Raw genomic sequence first — 18,150 nt, 5'->3', positions numbered from 1 at the left:
ACTATGAGTAATCTTTTATCTCGTCTTCAGTCCGTAAGCCTTCCAGATCGCGAGCAGAGTCCTGTTTTGTCTGGAAGACTTACTCGTGTGGTAGGCCTTACCCTGGAAGCAGTAGGAATAAAAGTTCCCTTAGGCCAGCGATGCCGCATTGATACCAACGGTGGTCCAATGCTAGCTGAAGTGGTTGGCTTCTCTGGTGAAACTACCTATCTGATGCCTACAACAGATATTATTGATGTTCAGAATGGAGATCTGGTTACTCCCATCTCAAGTTCTGATTCCTATCCTTATGGGCTTCATCTTTTAGGAAGAGTGGTTGATGGTCTTGGTAATCCTATTGATGATAAGGGGCCGCTTACAGCTGAAACCGCAACCAAATGGAATCCTGTAAAGCTTAATCCTATGGCCAGACGTCCAATCAAAAAGCCCCTGGATGTAGGCATCAAAGCAATAAATTCAATGCTTACCATAGGTCAGGGGCAGCGTATTGGTCTGTTTGCAGGTTCAGGTGTTGGAAAATCAGTACTTTTAGGCATGATGACCCGTGGTACAAATGCAGATGTTGTAGTTGTGGGGCTGATAGGAGAGCGTAGCCGTGAGGTTAAAGAGTTTATCGATGATATTCTTGGTGAGGAAGGTCGAGCTCGTGCAGTGGTTGTGGCAGCTCCGGCAGATGCATCTCCACTGATGCGTCTTAAGGGATGTGAAACAACGCTTTCTATTGCCGAGTACTTCAGAGATCAGGGCTACAATGTTCTGCTGATGATTGATTCTCTGACCCGTTATGCTATGGCTCAGCGTGAAATTGCCTTGGCTGTAGGTGAACCTCCTGCAACTAAAGGCTATCCTCCTTCTGTGTTTGCTAAGATGCCTGCCTTAGTTGAGCGCGCCGGGAATGGTGGCGAAGGCCAGGGCTCTATTACAGCTTTTTTCACTGTGCTGGTTGAAGGCGATGATCTTCAGGATCCAATTGCAGACTCTGCCCGTGCTATTCTGGATGGTCATATTGTTTTATCCCGTCAGCTTGCAGACTCCGGTCACTTTCCTGCAATTGATATTGAAAAGTCTGTAAGTCGTGTTATGCCTGCAGTTGTTACTGCAGAGCATATGATTATGGCCAGAACTATAAGGCAGTGTGTATCTCAGTATTCTCAGAGTAAGGAGCTGATTCAGATTGGAGCCTATCAGAAAGGTTCTGATCCTAATATTGATCAGGCCATTATGATTAAGCCTTTTATTGATGAGTTTACAGTTCAGGATATGAAGGAGATTGTTCCTTTTAAACAGTCTTTAGAGGGGCTTGAACAGCTCTCCATGATCCTAATCAATGATGCTCAGAAAAGAGTTGATGCACTGACTGTCAAGAAGGGGCAGGCACCAGCTCCTGCACCATCCAAAGGCGCACAGCCTGCAGCCAATCAGTTTGTAAAGGTTAAGTAGATAGCCTATGAGTGATAAAGCGCTTAATCTTGTCCTGGATTTAAGAAAACGAGAGGAGGATGATGCCTTAGAGCTTCTGCTGGAAGCTCAGAATAATGTGGCTTCTTTCGAACGTCAGATAGCTCAGTTAAAGGAATTTGAAAACATCTATATTGAGGAGATGAAGGCAAAATCCAAGTTTCAGCTGGATATGAGTACCTACCTTGCATACCAACAGTTCATTAATAAGCTTGAGACGATTAAGGAAAGACAGGAAGCCGGTCTTGTAAAGCTTCAGGAACAGGAGAATAGAGCCCGTTCCAATTATCTTGATAAACAGCAGCAGCGAAAGATCATCGAATCTCTTATAGAAAAGCATCGTCTTGAGCGCGAACGCCTTGAAGCTAAGGCAGAGCAGAAACTCAGTGACGATATTGTCTCATCTAAACAGGCAAGACTTCTAATTGAAAAGATGAAGTAAACGCCTCAATTTCTGATTAAATTAAGTTCTAATTTCTAAGACTATTATGTTGATTATACGAAAGGTGTTTTTTGAGATTACTTTGCTTTGAAAAAAAAGTTGAGGATAGAGCTTAATTATAGAAGATCAGCTTTTAGTCTTTTTTGAAGCTAAAGCTGATCTGAAAGTTCATCAATATTAATCAGCATTATCCATTCTTGGAACACCATTAGGATCTAGTAACAGTGAACATGGTGAAACTGCATAGACAGCAAGGCAAATCAGGGCTGCAACGCCTTCCCATAAAATTCTGTCATTGAACAGCAGATATGCAAAAATAAATACAACGCAGGTAATAATTGCAAGAGTTGTGAATATTGGTTTCATTAGAGTAATCCTAAAATTTATCATTTCTCTGTAAAGGAAAACTGATTAGGGGAGGCACCTAGGTGACCTGCTACCTAAAGTGAAAAAAGTTTTCCGTTCGATAGATCTTTAAACTTAGCTGTAAGCCGGTCTGAGAGCTAACGTAACAACCGTGTACTCCAGAATGTCTGAATATTTTTTTGTAGAACTAACTTTACGTATGCCTGATTTCTCGTACATATAAAGCTTAGCCTAAATCTGATAAGTATAATTTTTGAGAAAATATACCTAATCTTACTTAACTTTTACATGCCTATTTTTGTTTTATTCTTGCCTAAAATTTTATACATTTCTATGGAACTCCTGATTTTATCAGTAAATAAAAATAGTGTTATTGCATAATTTTTTTAAATTATTATGCAGCTGCACTTAAATGGTGAGTTTTTTTATATTTATAAATCCTCCTCATTCTGTGGCTTTTTTTCTATTAAAAATTTTTCTTCAGAATTTCTTTCCATTAGAAATTGGCAGATAAATTGCATTTATGCTGTCATGGTTTGTGGATTTTAGATTAAAAAAATCTATAACCATTTGATTATAAATGTAATATCCTGGAACTATTTATGGAAAAAGGAGATGTGGAATGCAATCAGTAAGCAGCTCATATCAACTTGAAGATGCAAAGGTTGCCATAAGTGGCAATCTGAAATATCAGCCTGCCATGAATTCTGGATTAGATTTTTCTAAGATTCTGAAAGATATTTCTTTCTCTCAGTCAGACAGAATATCAAAAGAATCTTCTAATCATGTTCAGAAGCGAGTGCTTCAAAACAGAGACGTTAAGGGAAAAAGATCAGATTCGAATGCAGCTGATATTAGGGATAGCTTTAATTCAAAAGCAAACACACCTAAGATAAAGTCTAAAAGAGAGGAAATAAGATTAGATTCAAATTCACACAAAGAAAAGGTTATCTCCACAAGAGATTATCCTGACAAAAACATGGAGCAGAAGACTGCTAAAGCGGAAACTCGTGCTGATACTTATGTCTCCAATGAAGCAGAGTTTTCAGAAAAAACAGAGAAGACAGTTGCTCAGTCTGAATCAGTTAAGTCATCAGATACTGTTCTGTTATCAGAAGAGAAATATATAAACTCTGAAAATGGTAATTCCTCTGCAGAGATGGTTTCACTTATTGCTGCAAAATCAGTGGGACCTGAATCTGAGTCTGTATCAGAGAAATTGTCAGATGCTGAAATGCTGCCTGAAGCAAAGATTCAGAACTTAAATGTATTTTCAAAAGTGTCTGAGCTTGCACAGGAAAATGGTATTGATCTGACAACGGTAGATCCAAAGGTTTTAAATGAGCTTGTTTACAAGATGTCTGCAAATCCTTTGAAGGATTTTGATTCAAAGGCATTTGAAGAGGCTGCCGTGCAGTTCCTTAAGGGAGATGTTCTGGCCTTAAAGACCTTCCTCGCCAACGAAAGTTCTCCTGATATTCAGCCGTTCTCTGCTGCTGATGATGTAATGAGTATGCTTAAAGAACTTGACGGCACTGTTAAGGTTAATGCTGAAAAGCCTCTGTTCTCTATGACCGAGGACTTTGGAGCAAAGGATTTTGAGGTAATCGAGGATAGCATTAGGACTTCCATTAGTCTTGATGAAATTCTTGCAAAAGAGGATATAAAGACCAAGATTGAATCAATTCTCGACAATAAAAAGGAGAGTCTTCAGAATAATTTTGAAAAGTCCGTAGCTCTTCTTCAGAAGGTTGTTAGTGGTTCTTCGGTGGAGTCAGAATTGAAGTCTGAAATGCCATCTGCCAGAGTGGATGCCTTTGCAGTTAATCCTCGAATGCACTCAGAGAGTGGGGTAGGGATCAGTACAGATACTCTTTTCTCTAAATCCTTTTCTGAACAGGGAAATAGCTCTTCGATGTTCAGTCACTCCGGACAGCATGGTTTAGGGGCCCTAGCTTCTATGACAAAGAACGCCAGCGAGTTCAATCTTTCTGCTATGGAGCAGTCTAAGCTTGATTTGCTGAATATGTCATCTGATCTTAAGGAGAATGCTAAAGCGCTAGCAATGAAAGTGATGGAGATGTCTTCTCGAAATCTCAAGTCACTGGATCTGACCTTGAATCCTGAAGGCTTAGGCAAGATGCGAATTGTCATCGATGCTCAATCAGCAGAAGAAATAACTAAAATTTCTATCAGTGCTTCTCATTCGGGAACACGTGCAATGCTTGAAAGCGGTATTGATGTTCTAAAGAATCTGCTCGAATCCAATAGTATTTTTGCAAAAACTGAAGTTGCAGAATACGATGAGGAAAGGGCATTTAATGGCTCTTCATCGGATGAATTCTCTCAGAATTCCGGACAGAATCAGAAGCAGCATAAAGAAAATGAAGAAAATCAATCTGATAACGGCACAATCTTTGCAGGAGGTAAAACCGATGCCGAGGCGTCAGAAAATCATCATATAGAGAATAATGAAAATTTAAATAACTCACAAAATAGCAATACAGTAAGCTATTTTGCGTAGAAATATATGATAATTAAGTGAATAATTTTATCTGTGTGCCATAATATAAAAAAAAGGAGAGAATTATGGCTAAAGAAAAAGAAAAAGATAATGTTGATACAGCAGATTCAGATGATGCTCCTAAAAAGAAAGGTAAACTTTTCTTAATCATAGCTGTTGTTCTGCTGCTGATTGTTGGTGTTGGCGGTTATTTTGGTGTTGCGTATTTCAAGCATCTCCCTCCTTTTGAACCTCCTGGGCCAACCCCTGAGGAAAAAGCCGCACTGAAGGCAGCTGAGGAAAAGGAAAAGATGTTGCTTCAGCGTGATATCTATGTTCCTATTAAAGAAACCTTTACTTTCTCCATAAAGAGTGACAGAAGGATTCATACTGGACAGGTTGATGTGGTGCTGGTTGTTATTGGTGAAGAGAATGAAGCTTTAGCCAAAAACCATCTTGCTCTTATCACCAGTGTAATTTTTGAGAGACTATCAGCCCAGTCATACGAAGCCCTACTGCTTCCTTCAGGAAGACAGCGACTAAAGCGTGATTTACTGGATGCTGTGAGGGCAAAGATGTCAGAGCTTAACAAGACTCCGGTCGTAGACCAGATCCTGTTTACTAAATTTGTTCTACAGTAAGGAGCTTATAACGTGACCGAGTTTTTATCTCAGGACGAAATCGATGCTCTGTTACATGGAGCGGATGATGTTGAAGAGGAAAAACCCCAGGAAACTACTGGCGTCAAGACTTTTGACTTTGGCTCTCAGGAACGTATTGTTCGTGGCCGTATGCCAACTCTTGAGCTTGTGGACGAACGTTTTGCCCGTCACATGCGTATCAGCCTTTTTAACATGATGCGTCACAGTGCTGAAGTTACCTGGACTGGCGTGAACATGATGAAGTTTGGAGAATACACTCAGACTCTGTTCGTGCCTACCTCCTTAAACATGGTTCGTTTCCGTCCTTTAAAGGGTACAGCTCTGATCACACTGGAAGCCAGACTGGTATTTATTCTGGTTGAAAACTTTTTCGGTGGTGAGGGTAGATTCAGAACCAAGATTGAAGGTCGTGAATTTACTCCTACAGAAAGACGAATTACTCAGAAACTTCTGAAGATGGTGTTCGCTGATTACAAGGATGCATGGTCTCCTGTAATGGATGTTGAGTTCGAATACCTTGATTCTGAAGTTAACCCTTCGATGGCAAACATTGTTTCTCCATCTGAAGTTCTGGTGGTAAATCAGTTCCATGTGGATCTGGATGGTGGTGGCGGAGATCTGCATATCTGCTTCCCATATTCCATGATTGAACCTATCAGAGAGCTTCTGGATGCTGGTGTGCAGTCAGACAAGGGCGATACTGATGTAAGATGGAATAAAGCTCTACGTGAAGAGGTTATGGATGTCAACGTGGATATGCGAGTAAAGCTTCTCGACACACTTGTTTCCCTACGCGATGTGATGGATTTTAAGGTTGGAGATGTTTTAAACGTTGATATTCCGGATAATCTTCTGGTATATGTAGAGGATCTGCCAAGCTATCATGCCAAGCTTGGGCAGTCAAAAGATAAGATGGCCATCAGAATCTCTGAGGTACTGGAAAGACCTAAGAGTGCTAAGAATGACTTCAGCTTTATTAAAGGTAATGGAGTTAATATTGCTGATGAAGATGAGATGGAAGATTTTGATGACGATTAGAAGGTGATGTATGTCAGACGATCAGAAATTAGCCGACGAGTGGGCTGCGGCTCTTGGTGCACAGGAAGGTGGCAGTGAAGATCCCGTTTCTCCTCCAGTTGAAGAATTTGAGGAAGAGGGTGGGGCTCAGAGCAAGTCTCCTTTGACAGCTGAAGAACGAAAAAAACTGGATTCCATTCTGGATATTCCGGTAACTATTACAATGGAAGTTGGTCACGCAAAGATATCTATTAGAAATCTGCTACAGCTGAATCAAGGTTCTGTTATTGAGCTTGAGCGTATGGCAGGTGAACCATTGGATGTGCTGGTAAACGGTACCCTGATTGCTCATGGTGAGGTTGTTGTAGTTAACGATAAATTTGGTATCCGTTTAACTGATGTAATTAGTCAGGTTGAGCGTATCAAGAAATTGCAGTAGTCATATGATTAGACGTTTTTTATGCGCTTTTAGTATTTTTGCTGCGGCACCTGTTTTAGCTGCAGAGGATAAGGCTGGTGGTCCTGTACTGGACACAGCCTCTATTTTTTCATGGGTAATTTCAACCTTTGCAATCCTGTCTTTGATAGTTGCATTAGCTTATCTTCTGAGAAAGACTCGCTTTGTAAAAGTCAACAAGGGGACTTTGGGAATAGAGAATCAGCTTTATGTTGGCCCCAAGCAGAGAGTTGTTATTGTAAAAGCCGGCAGTAAAAAAGTTCTGCTTGGTGTTACCCAGAATCAGATAACCTATCTTACTGACGTTGATGATGTAAAACTTGAATTTGAAAAGATTATGTCCGGGGCAGATGCTCAGACACAAAAGAGCTTGAAAGAGAATGATTCTACAAAAGAGCACTGATCATGAACTTATGGGAAATACCAGGCGACTTTTTAATACCCTGGCATCCCTTAAGAAAACTTTTGCCATTAGTCTTTGTATTGCACTTGTCAGTGCCGGAATTCTTTATTTTGTCCCTACAGCCTCAGCTGCAGGTAATCTTGATATCAATGCCTTTACGGTAAAAGTCAATCCTGACGGCACCTCTGATTATGCCCTGAATCTTCAGGTTGTAATCCTGATGGGCCTTCTGTCATTCATACCATCCATTCTGGTTATGATGACATCCTTTACCAGAATTGTAATTGTAATCGGTATTCTTCGTCAGGCTATCGGTCTTCAGGCGGCTCCTTCCAATCAGGTTGTTGTCGGTATAGCTCTGTTCATGACAATATTCGTAATGACACCTGTTTTTGATGATATGTATACCACAGCTATTGAGCCTTATATGGAAGAGAAAATTGAGGCCAGGGAAGCATTTTCTCTTGCTCAGAAACCTCTCCACAAGTTTATGCTGAATCAGACCCGTATGTCTGATCTTAATGCATTTTCAGAGTATGCAAATGTAAAAATTGACAAGCTCGATGATGTCCCAATGAGAGTTGTTATCCCTGCTTTCATCATCAGTGAGCTTAAAACAGCATTTCAGATTGGATTTATGCTGTTCCTGCCGTTTCTGATTATCGATCTGGTGGTCGCATCCATACTTATGGCTATGGGTATGATGATGCTCTCGCCTATGATTGTATCTCTTCCATTTAAACTGATGCTTTTTGTGCTTGTTGACGGCTGGTCTCTTATCATGGGAACACTGATGACAAGCTTTGGTATAGGCGTCGGAGGTACATAATATGGAAGCCGAGGTCTTTATTGATATTGTCAGAGAAGCTTTAGGGCTGGTGGCTATTCTGGTTAGTGCCAGTATTATCCCTTCTCTGTGTGTTGGTTTGATTGTGTCTGTTTTTCAGGCTGCAACATCAATTAACGAGCAGACCTTATCTTTCCTGCCTCGTCTTGTGGTAACAGTGGGTGCTTTGATTTTCGGTGCTCACTGGGGCCTTGAAAAGCTTATGTCATTTTTCAGACTTATTATTGATCTGATTCCTCAGTCTATCGGGTAATGAATTTTTTAGAGCCAATATCTCTTACTGCCATAGCTCAGATTGTCTGGCCCTTGTGCAGAATTGCTGCTTTTTTTGGCAGCATGTTCGCGATCTCGTCACGTAGTATTCCTACGATGACTAAGACTCTATCTGCCTTTGCTATTACCCTGTGCATGCTTCCTAATATTCCTGATCTGGCTCCAAATACTGAACCTTTTAGTGTTTACGGAATTCTCATTACGATTAAGGAAGTTTTAATCGGTCTTGCTTTAGGCATGGTAACGCTGTTTGTTTCTCAGGCCTTCATTATTGCCGGTCAGGCTGTTGCTATGCAGACAGGTCTTGGCTTTGCCTCTCTGGTTGATCCTGTATCAGGAACAAATACTCCTGTTGTAGGCCAGTTCTTTACTGTTCTATGTACTCTGGTTTTCTTTTCTATAAACGGGCATCTGCTGTTTTTTAATCTACTCATGGATAGCTTTACTACTCTGCCGATGGGCTCTTTTATTCCTTCTCAGAGTTTAAATGATCTGATGTTTTTCTCTGGTTCAATGTTTAAAGCTGGTCTTGCAATGTCCATGAGTGCAATCTGTACCATGCTGGTTGTTAATTTCACACTTGGTGTTATGACCAAAGCAGCTCCTCAGCTTAATATCTTCTCTTTGGGTTTTGCTATATCCATGATTGTGGGCATTTCGGTACTTACTTTCTCCCTAGGTGCCTTCATGAGTAATTTCACTAATAATTTCAATGATCTGTTCTCTACAGCCTGTTCTTTGGTAGGCAGAGACTGCTCTGATATTCTTCATTAGTACTTAAGCTTTTTACTTGCTTTCTTCGCTGTTTTTATCTTTATTCTTAAGAAATTAAATAAAATTAAGTAATTGAAATTCTGAATAATCTTATTTCTTATTAAGAATGATTATCAATAGTATTTAATTTAGTAAAATTTAATGGTATTATCCTAGACATGAAGTGAACGAGAAGTTTGATTCAGATTATAAATCCTTCTCTTTTTTTAGAATAAAAAAGTTATCTAATGCTAATATAAGTTAGCATTAGGTAATTTAAAAGGTTTTTAATTTAGTAAGTTACATATTAACTAGGAGATTATATTATGTCATTAATCAATAAAGAGCTTGCAGATTTTAAAGTAACTGTATACCAGAATAAAGATGGCGTTAAAGGCAAGGGGGAGTTTAGAGATTTAACCAAGTCTGATTTATTAGGCAAGTGGTCAGTTCTTTTCTTCTATCCTGCTGATTTTACTTTTGTCTGTCCTACAGAGCTTGAAGATCTTGAAAATCAATATGAAAACTTCAAGAAGATCGGCTGTGAGATCTACTCTGTATCCTGTGATACCCACTTTGTCCACAAGGCTTGGCATGAGAGTTCTGAGAAAGTTGGCAAGATTTCATATCCTATGATTGGTGATCCAACCGGCGCTTTGGCTCGTGATGTTGATGCATACATTGAAGAGGCAGGTATGGCAGAGCGCGGTACCTACATTATCAACCCAGAGGGCAAGATTGCCGCTTATGAGGTTAGTGCAGGTAATGTTGGACGTAATGCAGAGGAGTTGCTACGTAAAGTTCAGGCTTTACAGTTTGTTGCAGAACACGGTGATGAGGTCTGTCCTGCTAAATGGCAGCCTGGCAAGGAAACTCTGAAGCCTTCATTTGATCTGGTTGGTTTAATCTAAAACAAAAAGGATGGTGTCTCATGGAAAAAATGTATGATGCCATTATTATCGGCGGTGGCCCGGCGGGGCTAACCGCCGCTATATACCTGGCAAGAGCAAGATATAAAGTTCTGGTTGTCGAAAAAGAGAAAATCGGCGGACAGATTACCATCACCTCTGAAGTTGTAAATTATCCCGGTATTATCAGTACCAGCGGCTCAGAACTCACCTCAACCATGTTTCAGCAGGCTCAGAATTTTGGTGCTGAATTTCTAAGTGCTGATGTAACCGATCTTAATTTAAACAATAAAATCAAAGAAATTATCACCTCTAAAGGAATACTGAAAACTCTGGCAGTTATTATTGCTACAGGCGCAAATCCAAGAAAAGTTGGTTTTGAGGGAGAGGACAGATTCCAGGGGAGAGGCGTTGCCTACTGTGCTACCTGTGATGGAGAATTCTTTACAGGAAAAGATCTTCTGGTTATAGGCGGTGGTTTTGCCGCGGTAGAAGAGAGTATTTTTCTTACCAAATATGCCCGTTCCATTACTATCTGTGTCCGTTCTGCTGAATTCAAATGTGCCAGAAGCGTAAGTGATGAGCTAAAAAAATATCCATCTATAAAAGTACTATTCAATACAGAGTTGGTAAAAGTTGATGGAGAAAACTCTGTTGAGTCTGCAAAACTAATCAATAATCTTACCCGTGAGGAAACTGATTTCAGCTCTTCTGACGGACAGAATTTCGGTGTGTTTGTTTTTGCAGGATATGTTCCAAATACCTCTCTGTTTAAAGACAAAATTAAGCTTGATGATAATGGCTACGTAATTACCGATGAGAACAGAATGACCTCTGTGGAAGGAGTTTTTGCTGCCGGTGATCTGTGTGTAAAGAATCTTCGTCAGGTGGTTACAGCAGTATCAGATGGTGCGATAAGTGCCACTGCTGCTGAAAAGCATATCTCAAGACTCCATGACGAGCTGGATCTGCCTGAATTCAAGCAGGAAAAGTCTGAGGTAAAACCTCAGAAAACTCCATCAGTAAAGACTGATACAGCAGAGGCTGATTCTGATTCCTTCCTGTCTGAAGAAATAAAGGCACAGGTTGGGGCTGTAATAGCTAAATTTGAGAAAGATGTGATTTTAAGAGTTCATGATGATCACACAGAACTGGCATCAAAGCTCAGGGGCTTTTGTGAAGAGTTTTCTTCATTATCAGAGAGAATTCATTATGAAGTGCTAAACACTGAGTCTGATCCCGGCATTCATATAGTAAGCTATGACGGTTCATCAGACCGAATTGTATTCCACGGTGTTCCTGGTGGTCATGAGTTCAATTCCTTTATCGTTGCTTTGTATAATACTGCAGGTCCAGGACAGGCTATTGATGAATCTCTCTTAGCCTCAATAAAGGCAATTGATAAGGATGTAGATATCAAAGTTGTGGTTTCTTTAAGCTGCACCATGTGTCCCGAAGCTGTAATGGGATCACAGAGAATTGCTTCCCTCAATACCAGAGTTAAGGCTCAGATGTACGATATTCAGTACTATCCGGATTTAAAGGATAAATACAATATCATGAGTGTGCCTTGTATTATTCTCAATGATTCAAAGGTGGTTTTCGGTAAGAAGAATGCTTCAGATTTTGTTGAGCTGATTGCCGAGCTGTAAGACAATCTGATCCTTGAACATAGAAAAGACAAACAGAGAATCCATGCTGCAAAGCAGGCACGGATTTCTCTGTTTTTTGTATTTCAGGCTAGTCTTTGCACAGTTCGTAGCAAGGTTTGTATTCCTTCTTTGACAGAAGAACACGTCCCTGTTTGATATAGCTGCGCAGAAGCTTATCCATTGATCTGATGATATCCTTGTCACCGTGAAGTTTGAAAGGTCCCTTCTGGGCGACAAGCTTAATACCGTATTCCTTGACGTTACCTGCCACAATACCGGAGAAGGCTGATCTCAGATTGCAGGCAAGCTTCCAAGGCTCCTGATCTCGCTTGAGATTCAGACTTGCCATGAACTCATGAGAAACAGGCTGTGAGACCTGCAGTTCATAAGGGATCTTTAAAGTCCAGTTGAAACAGTAGGAATCATGAGTAATAGTTCTGTGATCAAGAACAGATTCATTATTCTGTTTAACCTTGGTGGCTACTGCAACAGGATCATCAATAATCAGATCGTAATATCTGGTTACCTCTGGGCCAAAGCATAGAACCAGGAATTCGGTTAAGGCGTTGAAGTATTCCTCTGAATCCTTGTTTCCGGTGAGGATCAGCGGCAGAAAGTTATGTTTGTTCTCATTGCTCATTTTTATGGCAAGAATATACAGAAGCTCTTCTGCAGTACCAGGTCCGCCAGGGAATATGATCATTGTATGTCCCAGTCTTACGAAGGACTCAAGACGTTTTTCGATATCTGGAAGAATGACCAGCTCACTAACCATTGCATTAGGTGGTTCTGCTGCAATGATGGATGGTTCGGTAAGTCCAATCATGCGGCATTTATCCTGCTCACACTGCTCTGAGAATCCCTGGAATGAACCCTTCATTGGTGCTTCCATTACGCCTGGACCGCATCCTGTACAGATATCGATTTTTCTTAAACCTAACTCTAAGCCTACATTGTAAGCATACTCGTATTCCGACTGAGAAATAGAGTGACCTCCCCAGCAGACAGCGATGTTTGGTTTTACACCGGCCTTGAGTACGCCTGCGTTTCGCAGGATTATAAAGATAAGGTTGGTAATATAGGCGCTTTCAGAATCGTACTGTTTACGCAGAAAATTCTCTCCATCCTTTCCTAAGGACTGTAACTGAACGATATCTCTCAGAACTGAATAAAGATGATTTCTTAGTTTTTTTATCACCACACCTTCAACAACAGCACTCTTTGGAGGGTTGATAAGCTCAAGCTTCAAACCTCGTTCGTTTCTGATAATGCTGATTTCAAAATCACTGAAATTATCCAGTAATTCCTTTGAATTGTCTGTAATGTTTCCGCTGTTTAAAACAGCTAAAGAGCAGTTACGATAGAGCTCATAAAGCTCTCCCTTGCTCGACAGAGACAAAGCATCGGCTTCGCTTTGGGTTAACAAAGCCATGGAACCTGATGGCCATACATCAACAATACTCATATGGGCTCCTTATTTATAATTATTACCGTTAGATTATAGCCCGCAGGTGCGGGCCATGATTTGACGTGTACAGCTTTTTGAAAAAAATACTGTATTTATAAGTGGTTATTGTCTAATAAACCTTACAGAAGGGAATTTCTGATCTTTTAGATTGGTTCTGACAGGATTGATATCAATACCGCCTCTTCTGGTGAAGAATGCTGAAACGGTGAGCTCTGATGGCTCTAATGCATGCATGATATCAGAGTAGATAAGCTCAACACACTGCTCATGGAATCCCTGGTGATTTCTAAGTGAAACCAGATAATTCAGAAGAGACTCTTCGTTAGGTGCAAACCCCTTATATTCAATCACTACAGTAGCGTGATCCGGCTGAGATGTGACAGGGCACAGTGATCTGAAGAGATTGGTATAATAGATCTTTGATACTGTTTTTTTACCTTCGGCATGACTTAGTACCTTTGGTGAATACTCGTAGCTTTTAAAGCTAATGGTCTTGGCAAAATCCTGCTCTTCAAGACAGATTCCCTTTGGAGTCTCAAAGGCAAATTCCTTGTTCTTAACCTCAAACAGCTTAACTTCGACCTCACATTCAAGAAGCCTTGACAGATCTCTTGCAAAAACGGTCTCCACGTCTTTTAGAGACTTAAATTTTGTCATGGTGAATGACAGCTCATAAAGCTTTAGAGACTTTGATTCTACGATATATCGGCTTGATGCGGGTACCTTCATAATACCCATGCAGACCTCTGGCAGACCATTTAAATTAAGATAAGTCATCTCATACAGACGCCAGATATCCATACCGTTGAAACTCTTAAGATGTTTTATGGCGGAACGGCCTAATGCTCTTTCAATTCTGTGGAGTCTTGATGGAGCATATTCGTTATCGTAGGTGGTATTCTTTCCAAGGACTAATGGTGAGTTCTCCATTAAAGGTCTCCGTATTTGCTTCCGAGAATACATAATGCAGCCAGTGCAGCAGTCTCGGTTCTTAAAATTCTTGGTCCTAAGGTTACGCCGACAAAACTGTTTTCTGTTGCTTTTGCAATTTCATCGGCATCCAGACCGCCTTCAGGTCCGATTAAAAGTCTCAAGTGCTGTCTGATTTCAAGCTCAGTAAGTTTCTTTTCAGCTCTTGGGTCAAGTGTTAATGAAAGCGCCTCTGGATTCTGTGCATACCAGTCATCAATATTGGTGATGTCATTGACACGAGGTACTACATTTCTGCCTGACTGTTCACATGCGGATATTGCAATCTTCTGCCACTGCTCAACCTTTTTAGACTGGCGTTTTTCATCAAGTTTAACACCGCATCTTGCTGAATAAAGAGGTGTTATCTCGCTGATTCCAAGCTCACAGGCCTTCTGAATGGTGAATTCCATCTTGTCGCCGCGACTTATAACCTGGCCAAGCTCAATATAAAGAGGGGATTCAACATTTCTTTGAATCTCCTTTACACATTTATAGGTAGCCTTTGATTTTGATGCTGAACAGATTACAGCCTCGTACTCGTGTCCTTTACCGTCAAAAACCACAAAGGGATCACTCTCTTTGAAGCGTAAAACTCTGACAAGGTGACCGAAGCCATCTTCATCCAGCTCTAGCTCAACGTTTTCCGCAAGGTTAGCGTTATACTGGCAAATTCTTACTGTTCTCATATATAAACTCGGCTTTTAACTTTTTAAATTAAGCTGAAATTTGTATTCAAATGGTTTTGGGGTAGGGAGATCTTTCTCTTTTAGAAGCGGCAACCCCTGCTGACAAACGGATTGTCATGGCCCTGGATTTGTCTGATCCTGCTGTTTCTTAAACACTCATTTTTATCGGGAGCGTACATTTTATTCCATTTTTTGAAAAGTTGCTCCTTTTCTTTGCTCAGTTCTATATTATAACGTGAACTCATATAAAGGTAGGCTCTGGCAATTATGCCTCTGGCTCTTACGGGAGGCATTGCCTCCTCTTTGTTTCGGTCAATTACCATTTCACATTGACCGTAGCCTCTGATTTTGTGTCTGGAGTGGTTATTAACCTTTTTACCTGAGATAAAGTCTTTATGATAGTTATCGTCAGAAAGCCTGTCTGTATAACTGTAGTTGTTACGATCGCTGTTTACCTCTCCTATAGCAGGGTAGAGATTGTGCAGATCTGCATGCATTGCCTGAAATTCTGCATCATTGTGTTCACAGTTCTTTCTATGTCCACTGATCCAGCAGCGTCTCTTATGACCAAATTCCCATGCCGGCATGATATGTTCCGCCTCAATTCTTTTGGCGTTTTTAGCGTATCTGTCGGAGTGATATCCGCAGCTTGGCTTCGCGGAAGGATTTGTGCTGCTGATCCGCATGGACAGAGGTTAGGCTGCAAAGAAGCGTTATAAAGGATAGAGCCAGTATTTTTTTCATGCGATGTTGTGTAGACTTTATGTCCTGTTAAGGTTCTCGTAAGTGAAAAACTTTGTTTTGGTCGGCTATATTTTAAGTATGCGATAGTCTGATAGCAATGTAATTCTGGTAAAAAATTGCTAAAATACCTCTAGCTGATTAAGGAGTTTTATATGGCTATTAACTTGAAAATGATGGCTACCTTCGGTGTAGCGGGTAATTTTACCGGACATTTAGAACAGGCTGGTGAGGCTGTTGATTTTACCAATGTTAAAACTGCAGAAGCTAAGGCTCCAAAAGCTGTTTTCCCAACATTTATTCCTCATGCATCAAAAGTTACCCCTGAGTTTTTAGGCGTATTTCCATTTGATTCATCCAAGATTATTTTCCCTCAGGGTGAACAGAAGCTTCAGATTGAACCTGAGTGTGCAATTATCTGTAATGTTGAATGGTCTGAAGGCAAGGTTATTTCTCTGATTCCTGTCTTCTTTGGCGCCTCAAATGACTGCTCAATCCGTAAGGAAGGTGCAAAGAAGATTTCTCAGAAAAAGAACTGGGGAGCTTCATCCAAGGGCTTTTCTGACAATGCTATTGCAATCGACCGTTTTGATGACAAGGGCATATTAAACCGTTACAGAATCGCTTCATTCTTAGTTCGTGACGGTGTAGTTCATCCTTACGGTGAAGATAGTGCGGTTCGTGACTACAGCTACATTTACGGTAAGCTGATTGAGTGGCTTATTGATAAACTGAACAACCAGCAGAACGAAGGACCTGCAGAAATGATTAACAGCTATCTTGCAGAGGCCGGGTTTCCATCTCAGATCATGGTGTCAGTAGGTGCTACACGCTATACAGACTATGGCGAACACAACTTCCTTCAGAATCAGGATAAGGCCGTTGTGGTTGTTTATCCTGAAGACAAGTATTCTCAGGCTGACATCGTAAAGGCAGTAGAGAACGGAACTTTAGATGATCCTGAGGTTAGTGTTCTAACTCAGACCGTTGTGGTTTAAAATTTCGATATGCATCACATTGGACCGAAAATAGTTTGATGTGATGCTTTGTAGTAGAATAAGTCCTCAAATATATTTGAGGATTTTTTTTAGAGTCATTTCTATGCCGAAAAGAGTTTTACTGATTACTGATATGGCAGGGCAGACAAAGGTTGCCATGACAGCCATGATCCCTATTCTTTCACATATGGGATACAGCCTTTTTAATCTCCCTACGGCTCTGGTTTCAAATAACTTTGCCTATGGGGATTATGCTCTTTTAGATACAACAGAGTATATGCGAAAGTCTATCTCTGTATGGCAGAAGCATGATTTCAGATTTGATGCCGTAGGTACCGGTATTGTTATCTCTCATGAGCAGCTTGAGATTGTCAATGAATACTGCAAGTTCCTCAAAGCCAAGGGCATCACCGTTTTCTCAGATCCTGTGATGGCTGATAACGGTGAGCTTTATCACGGTATCTCCGAGAGTATTATCAGCTATATGCGTGAACTTATCGGTGTGGCTGACTATATAGTTCCTAACTATACAGAAGCCTGTTTTCTTGCAGGAATACCTTATCAGAGTGGTTCTGTTTCTTCAGCACAGATGCGTGATCTGATTGATGCCTTGAGAAAATTCACTTCAGGCACAATTGTGGTTACCAGTGCCTTTGTTGATAACAGAAAGCAGGTCTGCTGTTTCGATCCAAAGTCAGAAGAGTATTTCAATCTGCCTTATGAGGAGATCCCTGTTTCCTTCTCCGGAACCGGTGATATATTCTGCTCCGTTTTTATGGGCCACATTTTAAAAGGCGAGCCCGTAAAACAAAGTATTGAGGTTGCAATGAATGCAGTTGGACGCATGGTCGAGCGATTCAAAAACAAAGAGGACAAGCTGGAAGGTCTTCCTGTAGAAAGCTGTCTGGATCTATTATAAAAAAACTGCCTCATAAATCTGAGGCAGAATCTATAGCTTCATAAATTAATATCTTATTTAACCTTTTCTTTTTAAATCCTTGTACTGGCTGGATGCTTTAGCAGCCTCGTGCTTTCCTTCAATCTGTTTTTGTGGGGATGCCTTTCCGTTGTGAGCAACATCATTTTTATGAATGTCATTCCTATGAATGTCATTCTTTATATCTGGTGATTGATGCTTGCTATCTTTTGCATGGAAATCAGGTCCCTTTCCGTCAGGATGGGCTGGAGCCTTGCCATCAAAATGATGAGGTTCCTTTCCTTCTGGATGGTGAGGCCCTTTACCGTCATGAGGTGGCTCATGAGCAAATTCAGGATGATGTTTGTCTATATCATGTTTTGGAGCATGATGAGGTGGAAGCGGTGTTGATGAACCGGTGGAAGAATTCTTGCTTACACTAATAGAGGTATCACCGGTACTGTATGTTACATCTAAAGATGTGTCATCTGCCGCATTTGCCAGATTAACTGCTGCTGATAATGCTGCTAACACTAATACTGTCTTGAACTTCATTTTTATTCTCCTATATAGGTTGTATGTTTGTTTGAAGAATAAGATTTAACTCTTAGAAAAAACTTAGATTTTT

At 40.7% G+C, this 18,150-nt stretch carries 20 protein-coding genes; 14 read left to right on the top strand and 6 right to left on the bottom strand.

The features are described from left to right. Positions 1 to 3: 3 nt before the first annotated feature. Both fliI and fliJ read left to right on the top strand, forming a co-directional pair. Entirely contained in the window at positions 4 to 1,440 is a 1,437-nt protein-coding gene (gene fliI, locus QZU45_RS03795) for a flagellar protein export ATPase FliI (RefSeq protein ID WP_295351799.1), read from the top strand. 7 nt (positions 1,441 to 1,447) lie between these two features. Further along, on the top strand, positions 1,448 to 1,900 hold the full coding sequence (gene fliJ, locus QZU45_RS03790) for a flagellar export protein FliJ (protein ID WP_074841778.1): 453 nt from the start codon (positions 1,448 to 1,450) through the stop codon (positions 1,898 to 1,900). A 177-nt stretch (positions 1,901 to 2,077) separates the two neighbouring features. On the opposite strand, the gene QZU45_RS03785 is transcribed toward fliJ, so the two are convergent. Further along, positions 2,078 to 2,266, bottom strand: a complete 189-nt coding sequence (locus QZU45_RS03785) for a hypothetical protein (protein ID WP_294997928.1) — start codon at positions 2,264 to 2,266, stop codon at positions 2,078 to 2,080. Between the two features lie 622 nt (positions 2,267 to 2,888). Here QZU45_RS03785 and QZU45_RS03780 point away from each other — a divergent pair. The 10 genes from QZU45_RS03780 to QZU45_RS03735 all read left to right on the top strand — a co-directional run bounded on the left by QZU45_RS03780 (position 2,889) and on the right by QZU45_RS03735 (position 11,741). Beyond that, positions 2,889 to 4,790, top strand: coding sequence for a flagellar hook-length control protein FliK (locus tag QZU45_RS03780; protein WP_295351795.1), 1,902 nt, complete (start codon positions 2,889 to 2,891; stop codon positions 4,788 to 4,790). A 65-nt stretch (positions 4,791 to 4,855) separates the two neighbouring features. After that, positions 4,856 to 5,410 (top strand): flagellar basal body-associated FliL family protein, encoded by a 555-nt coding sequence (locus QZU45_RS03775; protein WP_295351792.1) that lies wholly within the window; start codon positions 4,856 to 4,858, stop codon positions 5,408 to 5,410. A 12-nt stretch (positions 5,411 to 5,422) separates the two neighbouring features. Continuing rightward, on the top strand, positions 5,423 to 6,469 hold the full coding sequence (gene fliM / locus QZU45_RS03770) for a flagellar motor switch protein FliM (protein ID WP_295351789.1): 1,047 nt from the start codon (positions 5,423 to 5,425) through the stop codon (positions 6,467 to 6,469). 10 nt (positions 6,470 to 6,479) lie between these two features. After that, positions 6,480 to 6,887 (top strand): flagellar motor switch protein FliN, encoded by a 408-nt coding sequence (fliN, locus tag QZU45_RS03765; protein ID WP_074841859.1) that lies wholly within the window; start codon positions 6,480 to 6,482, stop codon positions 6,885 to 6,887. Positions 6,888 to 6,891: 4 nt separating this feature from the next. Beyond that, complete coding sequence (locus tag QZU45_RS03760; protein ID WP_295351784.1) at positions 6,892 to 7,308, top strand: flagellar biosynthetic protein FliO; 417 nt, start codon at positions 6,892 to 6,894, stop codon at positions 7,306 to 7,308. Positions 7,309 to 7,375: 67 nt separating this feature from the next. Continuing rightward, positions 7,376 to 8,137, top strand: coding sequence for a flagellar type III secretion system pore protein FliP (fliP, locus tag QZU45_RS03755; RefSeq protein ID WP_295351840.1), 762 nt, complete (start codon positions 7,376 to 7,378; stop codon positions 8,135 to 8,137). Position 8,138: 1 nt separating this feature from the next. After that, positions 8,139 to 8,408, top strand: a complete 270-nt coding sequence (gene fliQ / locus QZU45_RS03750) for a flagellar biosynthesis protein FliQ (RefSeq protein ID WP_295351781.1) — start codon at positions 8,139 to 8,141, stop codon at positions 8,406 to 8,408. Next, a complete protein-coding gene (gene fliR, locus QZU45_RS03745) occupies positions 8,408 to 9,202 on the top strand; it encodes a flagellar biosynthetic protein FliR (protein WP_295351779.1) in 795 nt (264 codons plus the stop codon). Before fliQ ends, fliR begins: the two co-directional genes overlap by 1 nt. Before the next feature lie 305 nt (positions 9,203 to 9,507). After that, positions 9,508 to 10,092, top strand: a complete 585-nt coding sequence (gene ahpC / locus QZU45_RS03740) for an alkyl hydroperoxide reductase subunit C (protein WP_294997917.1) — start codon at positions 9,508 to 9,510, stop codon at positions 10,090 to 10,092. Positions 10,093 to 10,112: 20 nt separating this feature from the next. Further along, positions 10,113 to 11,741, top strand: coding sequence for an FAD-dependent oxidoreductase (locus QZU45_RS03735; protein ID WP_295351776.1), 1,629 nt, complete (start codon positions 10,113 to 10,115; stop codon positions 11,739 to 11,741). An 88-nt stretch (positions 11,742 to 11,829) separates the two neighbouring features. On the opposite strand, the gene ppnN is transcribed toward QZU45_RS03735, so the two are convergent. The 4 genes from ppnN to QZU45_RS03715 form a co-directional block, all read right to left on the bottom strand. Beyond that, positions 11,830 to 13,206, bottom strand: coding sequence for a nucleotide 5'-monophosphate nucleosidase PpnN (gene ppnN / locus QZU45_RS03730; RefSeq protein WP_295351773.1), 1,377 nt, complete (start codon positions 13,204 to 13,206; stop codon positions 11,830 to 11,832). A gap of 105 nt (positions 13,207 to 13,311) precedes the next feature. Next, on the bottom strand, positions 13,312 to 14,139 hold the full coding sequence (gene queF / locus QZU45_RS03725) for an NADPH-dependent 7-cyano-7-deazaguanine reductase QueF (RefSeq protein WP_295351770.1): 828 nt from the start codon (positions 14,137 to 14,139) through the stop codon (positions 13,312 to 13,314). Then, a complete protein-coding gene (locus tag QZU45_RS03720; RefSeq protein ID WP_295351767.1) occupies positions 14,139 to 14,867 on the bottom strand; it encodes a 16S rRNA (uracil(1498)-N(3))-methyltransferase in 729 nt (242 codons plus the stop codon). The genes queF and QZU45_RS03720 overlap by 1 nt, the downstream gene beginning before the upstream one ends. An 80-nt stretch (positions 14,868 to 14,947) precedes the next feature. Beyond that, a complete protein-coding gene (locus QZU45_RS03715) occupies positions 14,948 to 15,553 on the bottom strand; it encodes an endonuclease (protein WP_295351764.1) in 606 nt (201 codons plus the stop codon). Between the two features lie 210 nt (positions 15,554 to 15,763). On the opposite strand from QZU45_RS03715, the gene QZU45_RS03710 reads away from it, so the two are divergent. Continuing rightward, entirely contained in the window at positions 15,764 to 16,606 is an 843-nt protein-coding gene (locus QZU45_RS03710) for a DUF5718 family protein (protein ID WP_295351762.1), read from the top strand. Positions 16,607 to 16,709: 103 nt separating this feature from the next. Continuing rightward, entirely contained in the window at positions 16,710 to 17,525 is an 816-nt protein-coding gene (locus QZU45_RS03705) for a PfkB family carbohydrate kinase (RefSeq protein ID WP_295351759.1), read from the top strand. 57 nt (positions 17,526 to 17,582) lie between these two features. Here the strand turns inward: QZU45_RS03705 and QZU45_RS03700 are convergent, their stop codons facing one another. Beyond that, on the bottom strand, positions 17,583 to 18,077 hold the full coding sequence (locus QZU45_RS03700) for a hypothetical protein (protein ID WP_295351757.1): 495 nt from the start codon (positions 18,075 to 18,077) through the stop codon (positions 17,583 to 17,585). Positions 18,078 to 18,150 lie beyond the last annotated feature (73 nt).

Source organism: uncultured Succinivibrio sp. (assembly GCF_902756765.1).
GTDB lineage: Bacteria > Pseudomonadota > Gammaproteobacteria > Enterobacterales > Succinivibrionaceae > Succinivibrio.
This window is presented reverse-complemented; position numbering and strand designations above follow the sequence as displayed.

Excerpts from the sequence above, each read along its gene's own strand:
- fliI (WP_295351799.1), top strand. The coding sequence starts at position 4 with ATGAGTAATCTTTTATCTCGTCTTCAGTCCGTAAGCCTTCCAGATCGC.
- fliJ (WP_074841778.1), top strand. The coding sequence starts at position 1,448 with ATGAGTGATAAAGCGCTTAATCTTGTCCTGGATTTAAGAAAACGAGAG.
- QZU45_RS03785 (WP_294997928.1), bottom strand. The coding sequence starts at position 2,266 with ATGAAACCAATATTCACAACTCTTGCAATTATTACCTGCGTTGTATTT.
- QZU45_RS03780 (WP_295351795.1), top strand. The coding sequence starts at position 2,889 with ATGCAATCAGTAAGCAGCTCATATCAACTTGAAGATGCAAAGGTTGCC.
- QZU45_RS03775 (WP_295351792.1), top strand. The coding sequence starts at position 4,856 with ATGGCTAAAGAAAAAGAAAAAGATAATGTTGATACAGCAGATTCAGAT.
- fliN (WP_074841859.1), top strand. The coding sequence starts at position 6,480 with ATGTCAGACGATCAGAAATTAGCCGACGAGTGGGCTGCGGCTCTTGGT.
- QZU45_RS03760 (WP_295351784.1), top strand. The coding sequence starts at position 6,892 with ATGATTAGACGTTTTTTATGCGCTTTTAGTATTTTTGCTGCGGCACCT.
- fliQ (WP_295351781.1), top strand. The coding sequence starts at position 8,139 with ATGGAAGCCGAGGTCTTTATTGATATTGTCAGAGAAGCTTTAGGGCTG.
- fliR (WP_295351779.1), top strand. The coding sequence starts at position 8,408 with ATGAATTTTTTAGAGCCAATATCTCTTACTGCCATAGCTCAGATTGTC.
- ahpC (WP_294997917.1), top strand. The coding sequence starts at position 9,508 with ATGTCATTAATCAATAAAGAGCTTGCAGATTTTAAAGTAACTGTATAC.
- QZU45_RS03735 (WP_295351776.1), top strand. The coding sequence starts at position 10,113 with ATGGAAAAAATGTATGATGCCATTATTATCGGCGGTGGCCCGGCGGGG.
- ppnN (WP_295351773.1), bottom strand. The coding sequence starts at position 13,206 with ATGAGTATTGTTGATGTATGGCCATCAGGTTCCATGGCTTTGTTAACC.
- queF (WP_295351770.1), bottom strand. The coding sequence starts at position 14,139 with ATGGAGAACTCACCATTAGTCCTTGGAAAGAATACCACCTACGATAAC.
- QZU45_RS03720 (WP_295351767.1), bottom strand. The coding sequence starts at position 14,867 with ATGAGAACAGTAAGAATTTGCCAGTATAACGCTAACCTTGCGGAAAAC.
- QZU45_RS03715 (WP_295351764.1), bottom strand. The coding sequence starts at position 15,553 with ATGCGGATCAGCAGCACAAATCCTTCCGCGAAGCCAAGCTGCGGATAT.
- QZU45_RS03710 (WP_295351762.1), top strand. The coding sequence starts at position 15,764 with ATGGCTATTAACTTGAAAATGATGGCTACCTTCGGTGTAGCGGGTAAT.
- QZU45_RS03705 (WP_295351759.1), top strand. The coding sequence starts at position 16,710 with ATGCCGAAAAGAGTTTTACTGATTACTGATATGGCAGGGCAGACAAAG.
- QZU45_RS03700 (WP_295351757.1), bottom strand. The coding sequence starts at position 18,077 with ATGAAGTTCAAGACAGTATTAGTGTTAGCAGCATTATCAGCAGCAGTT.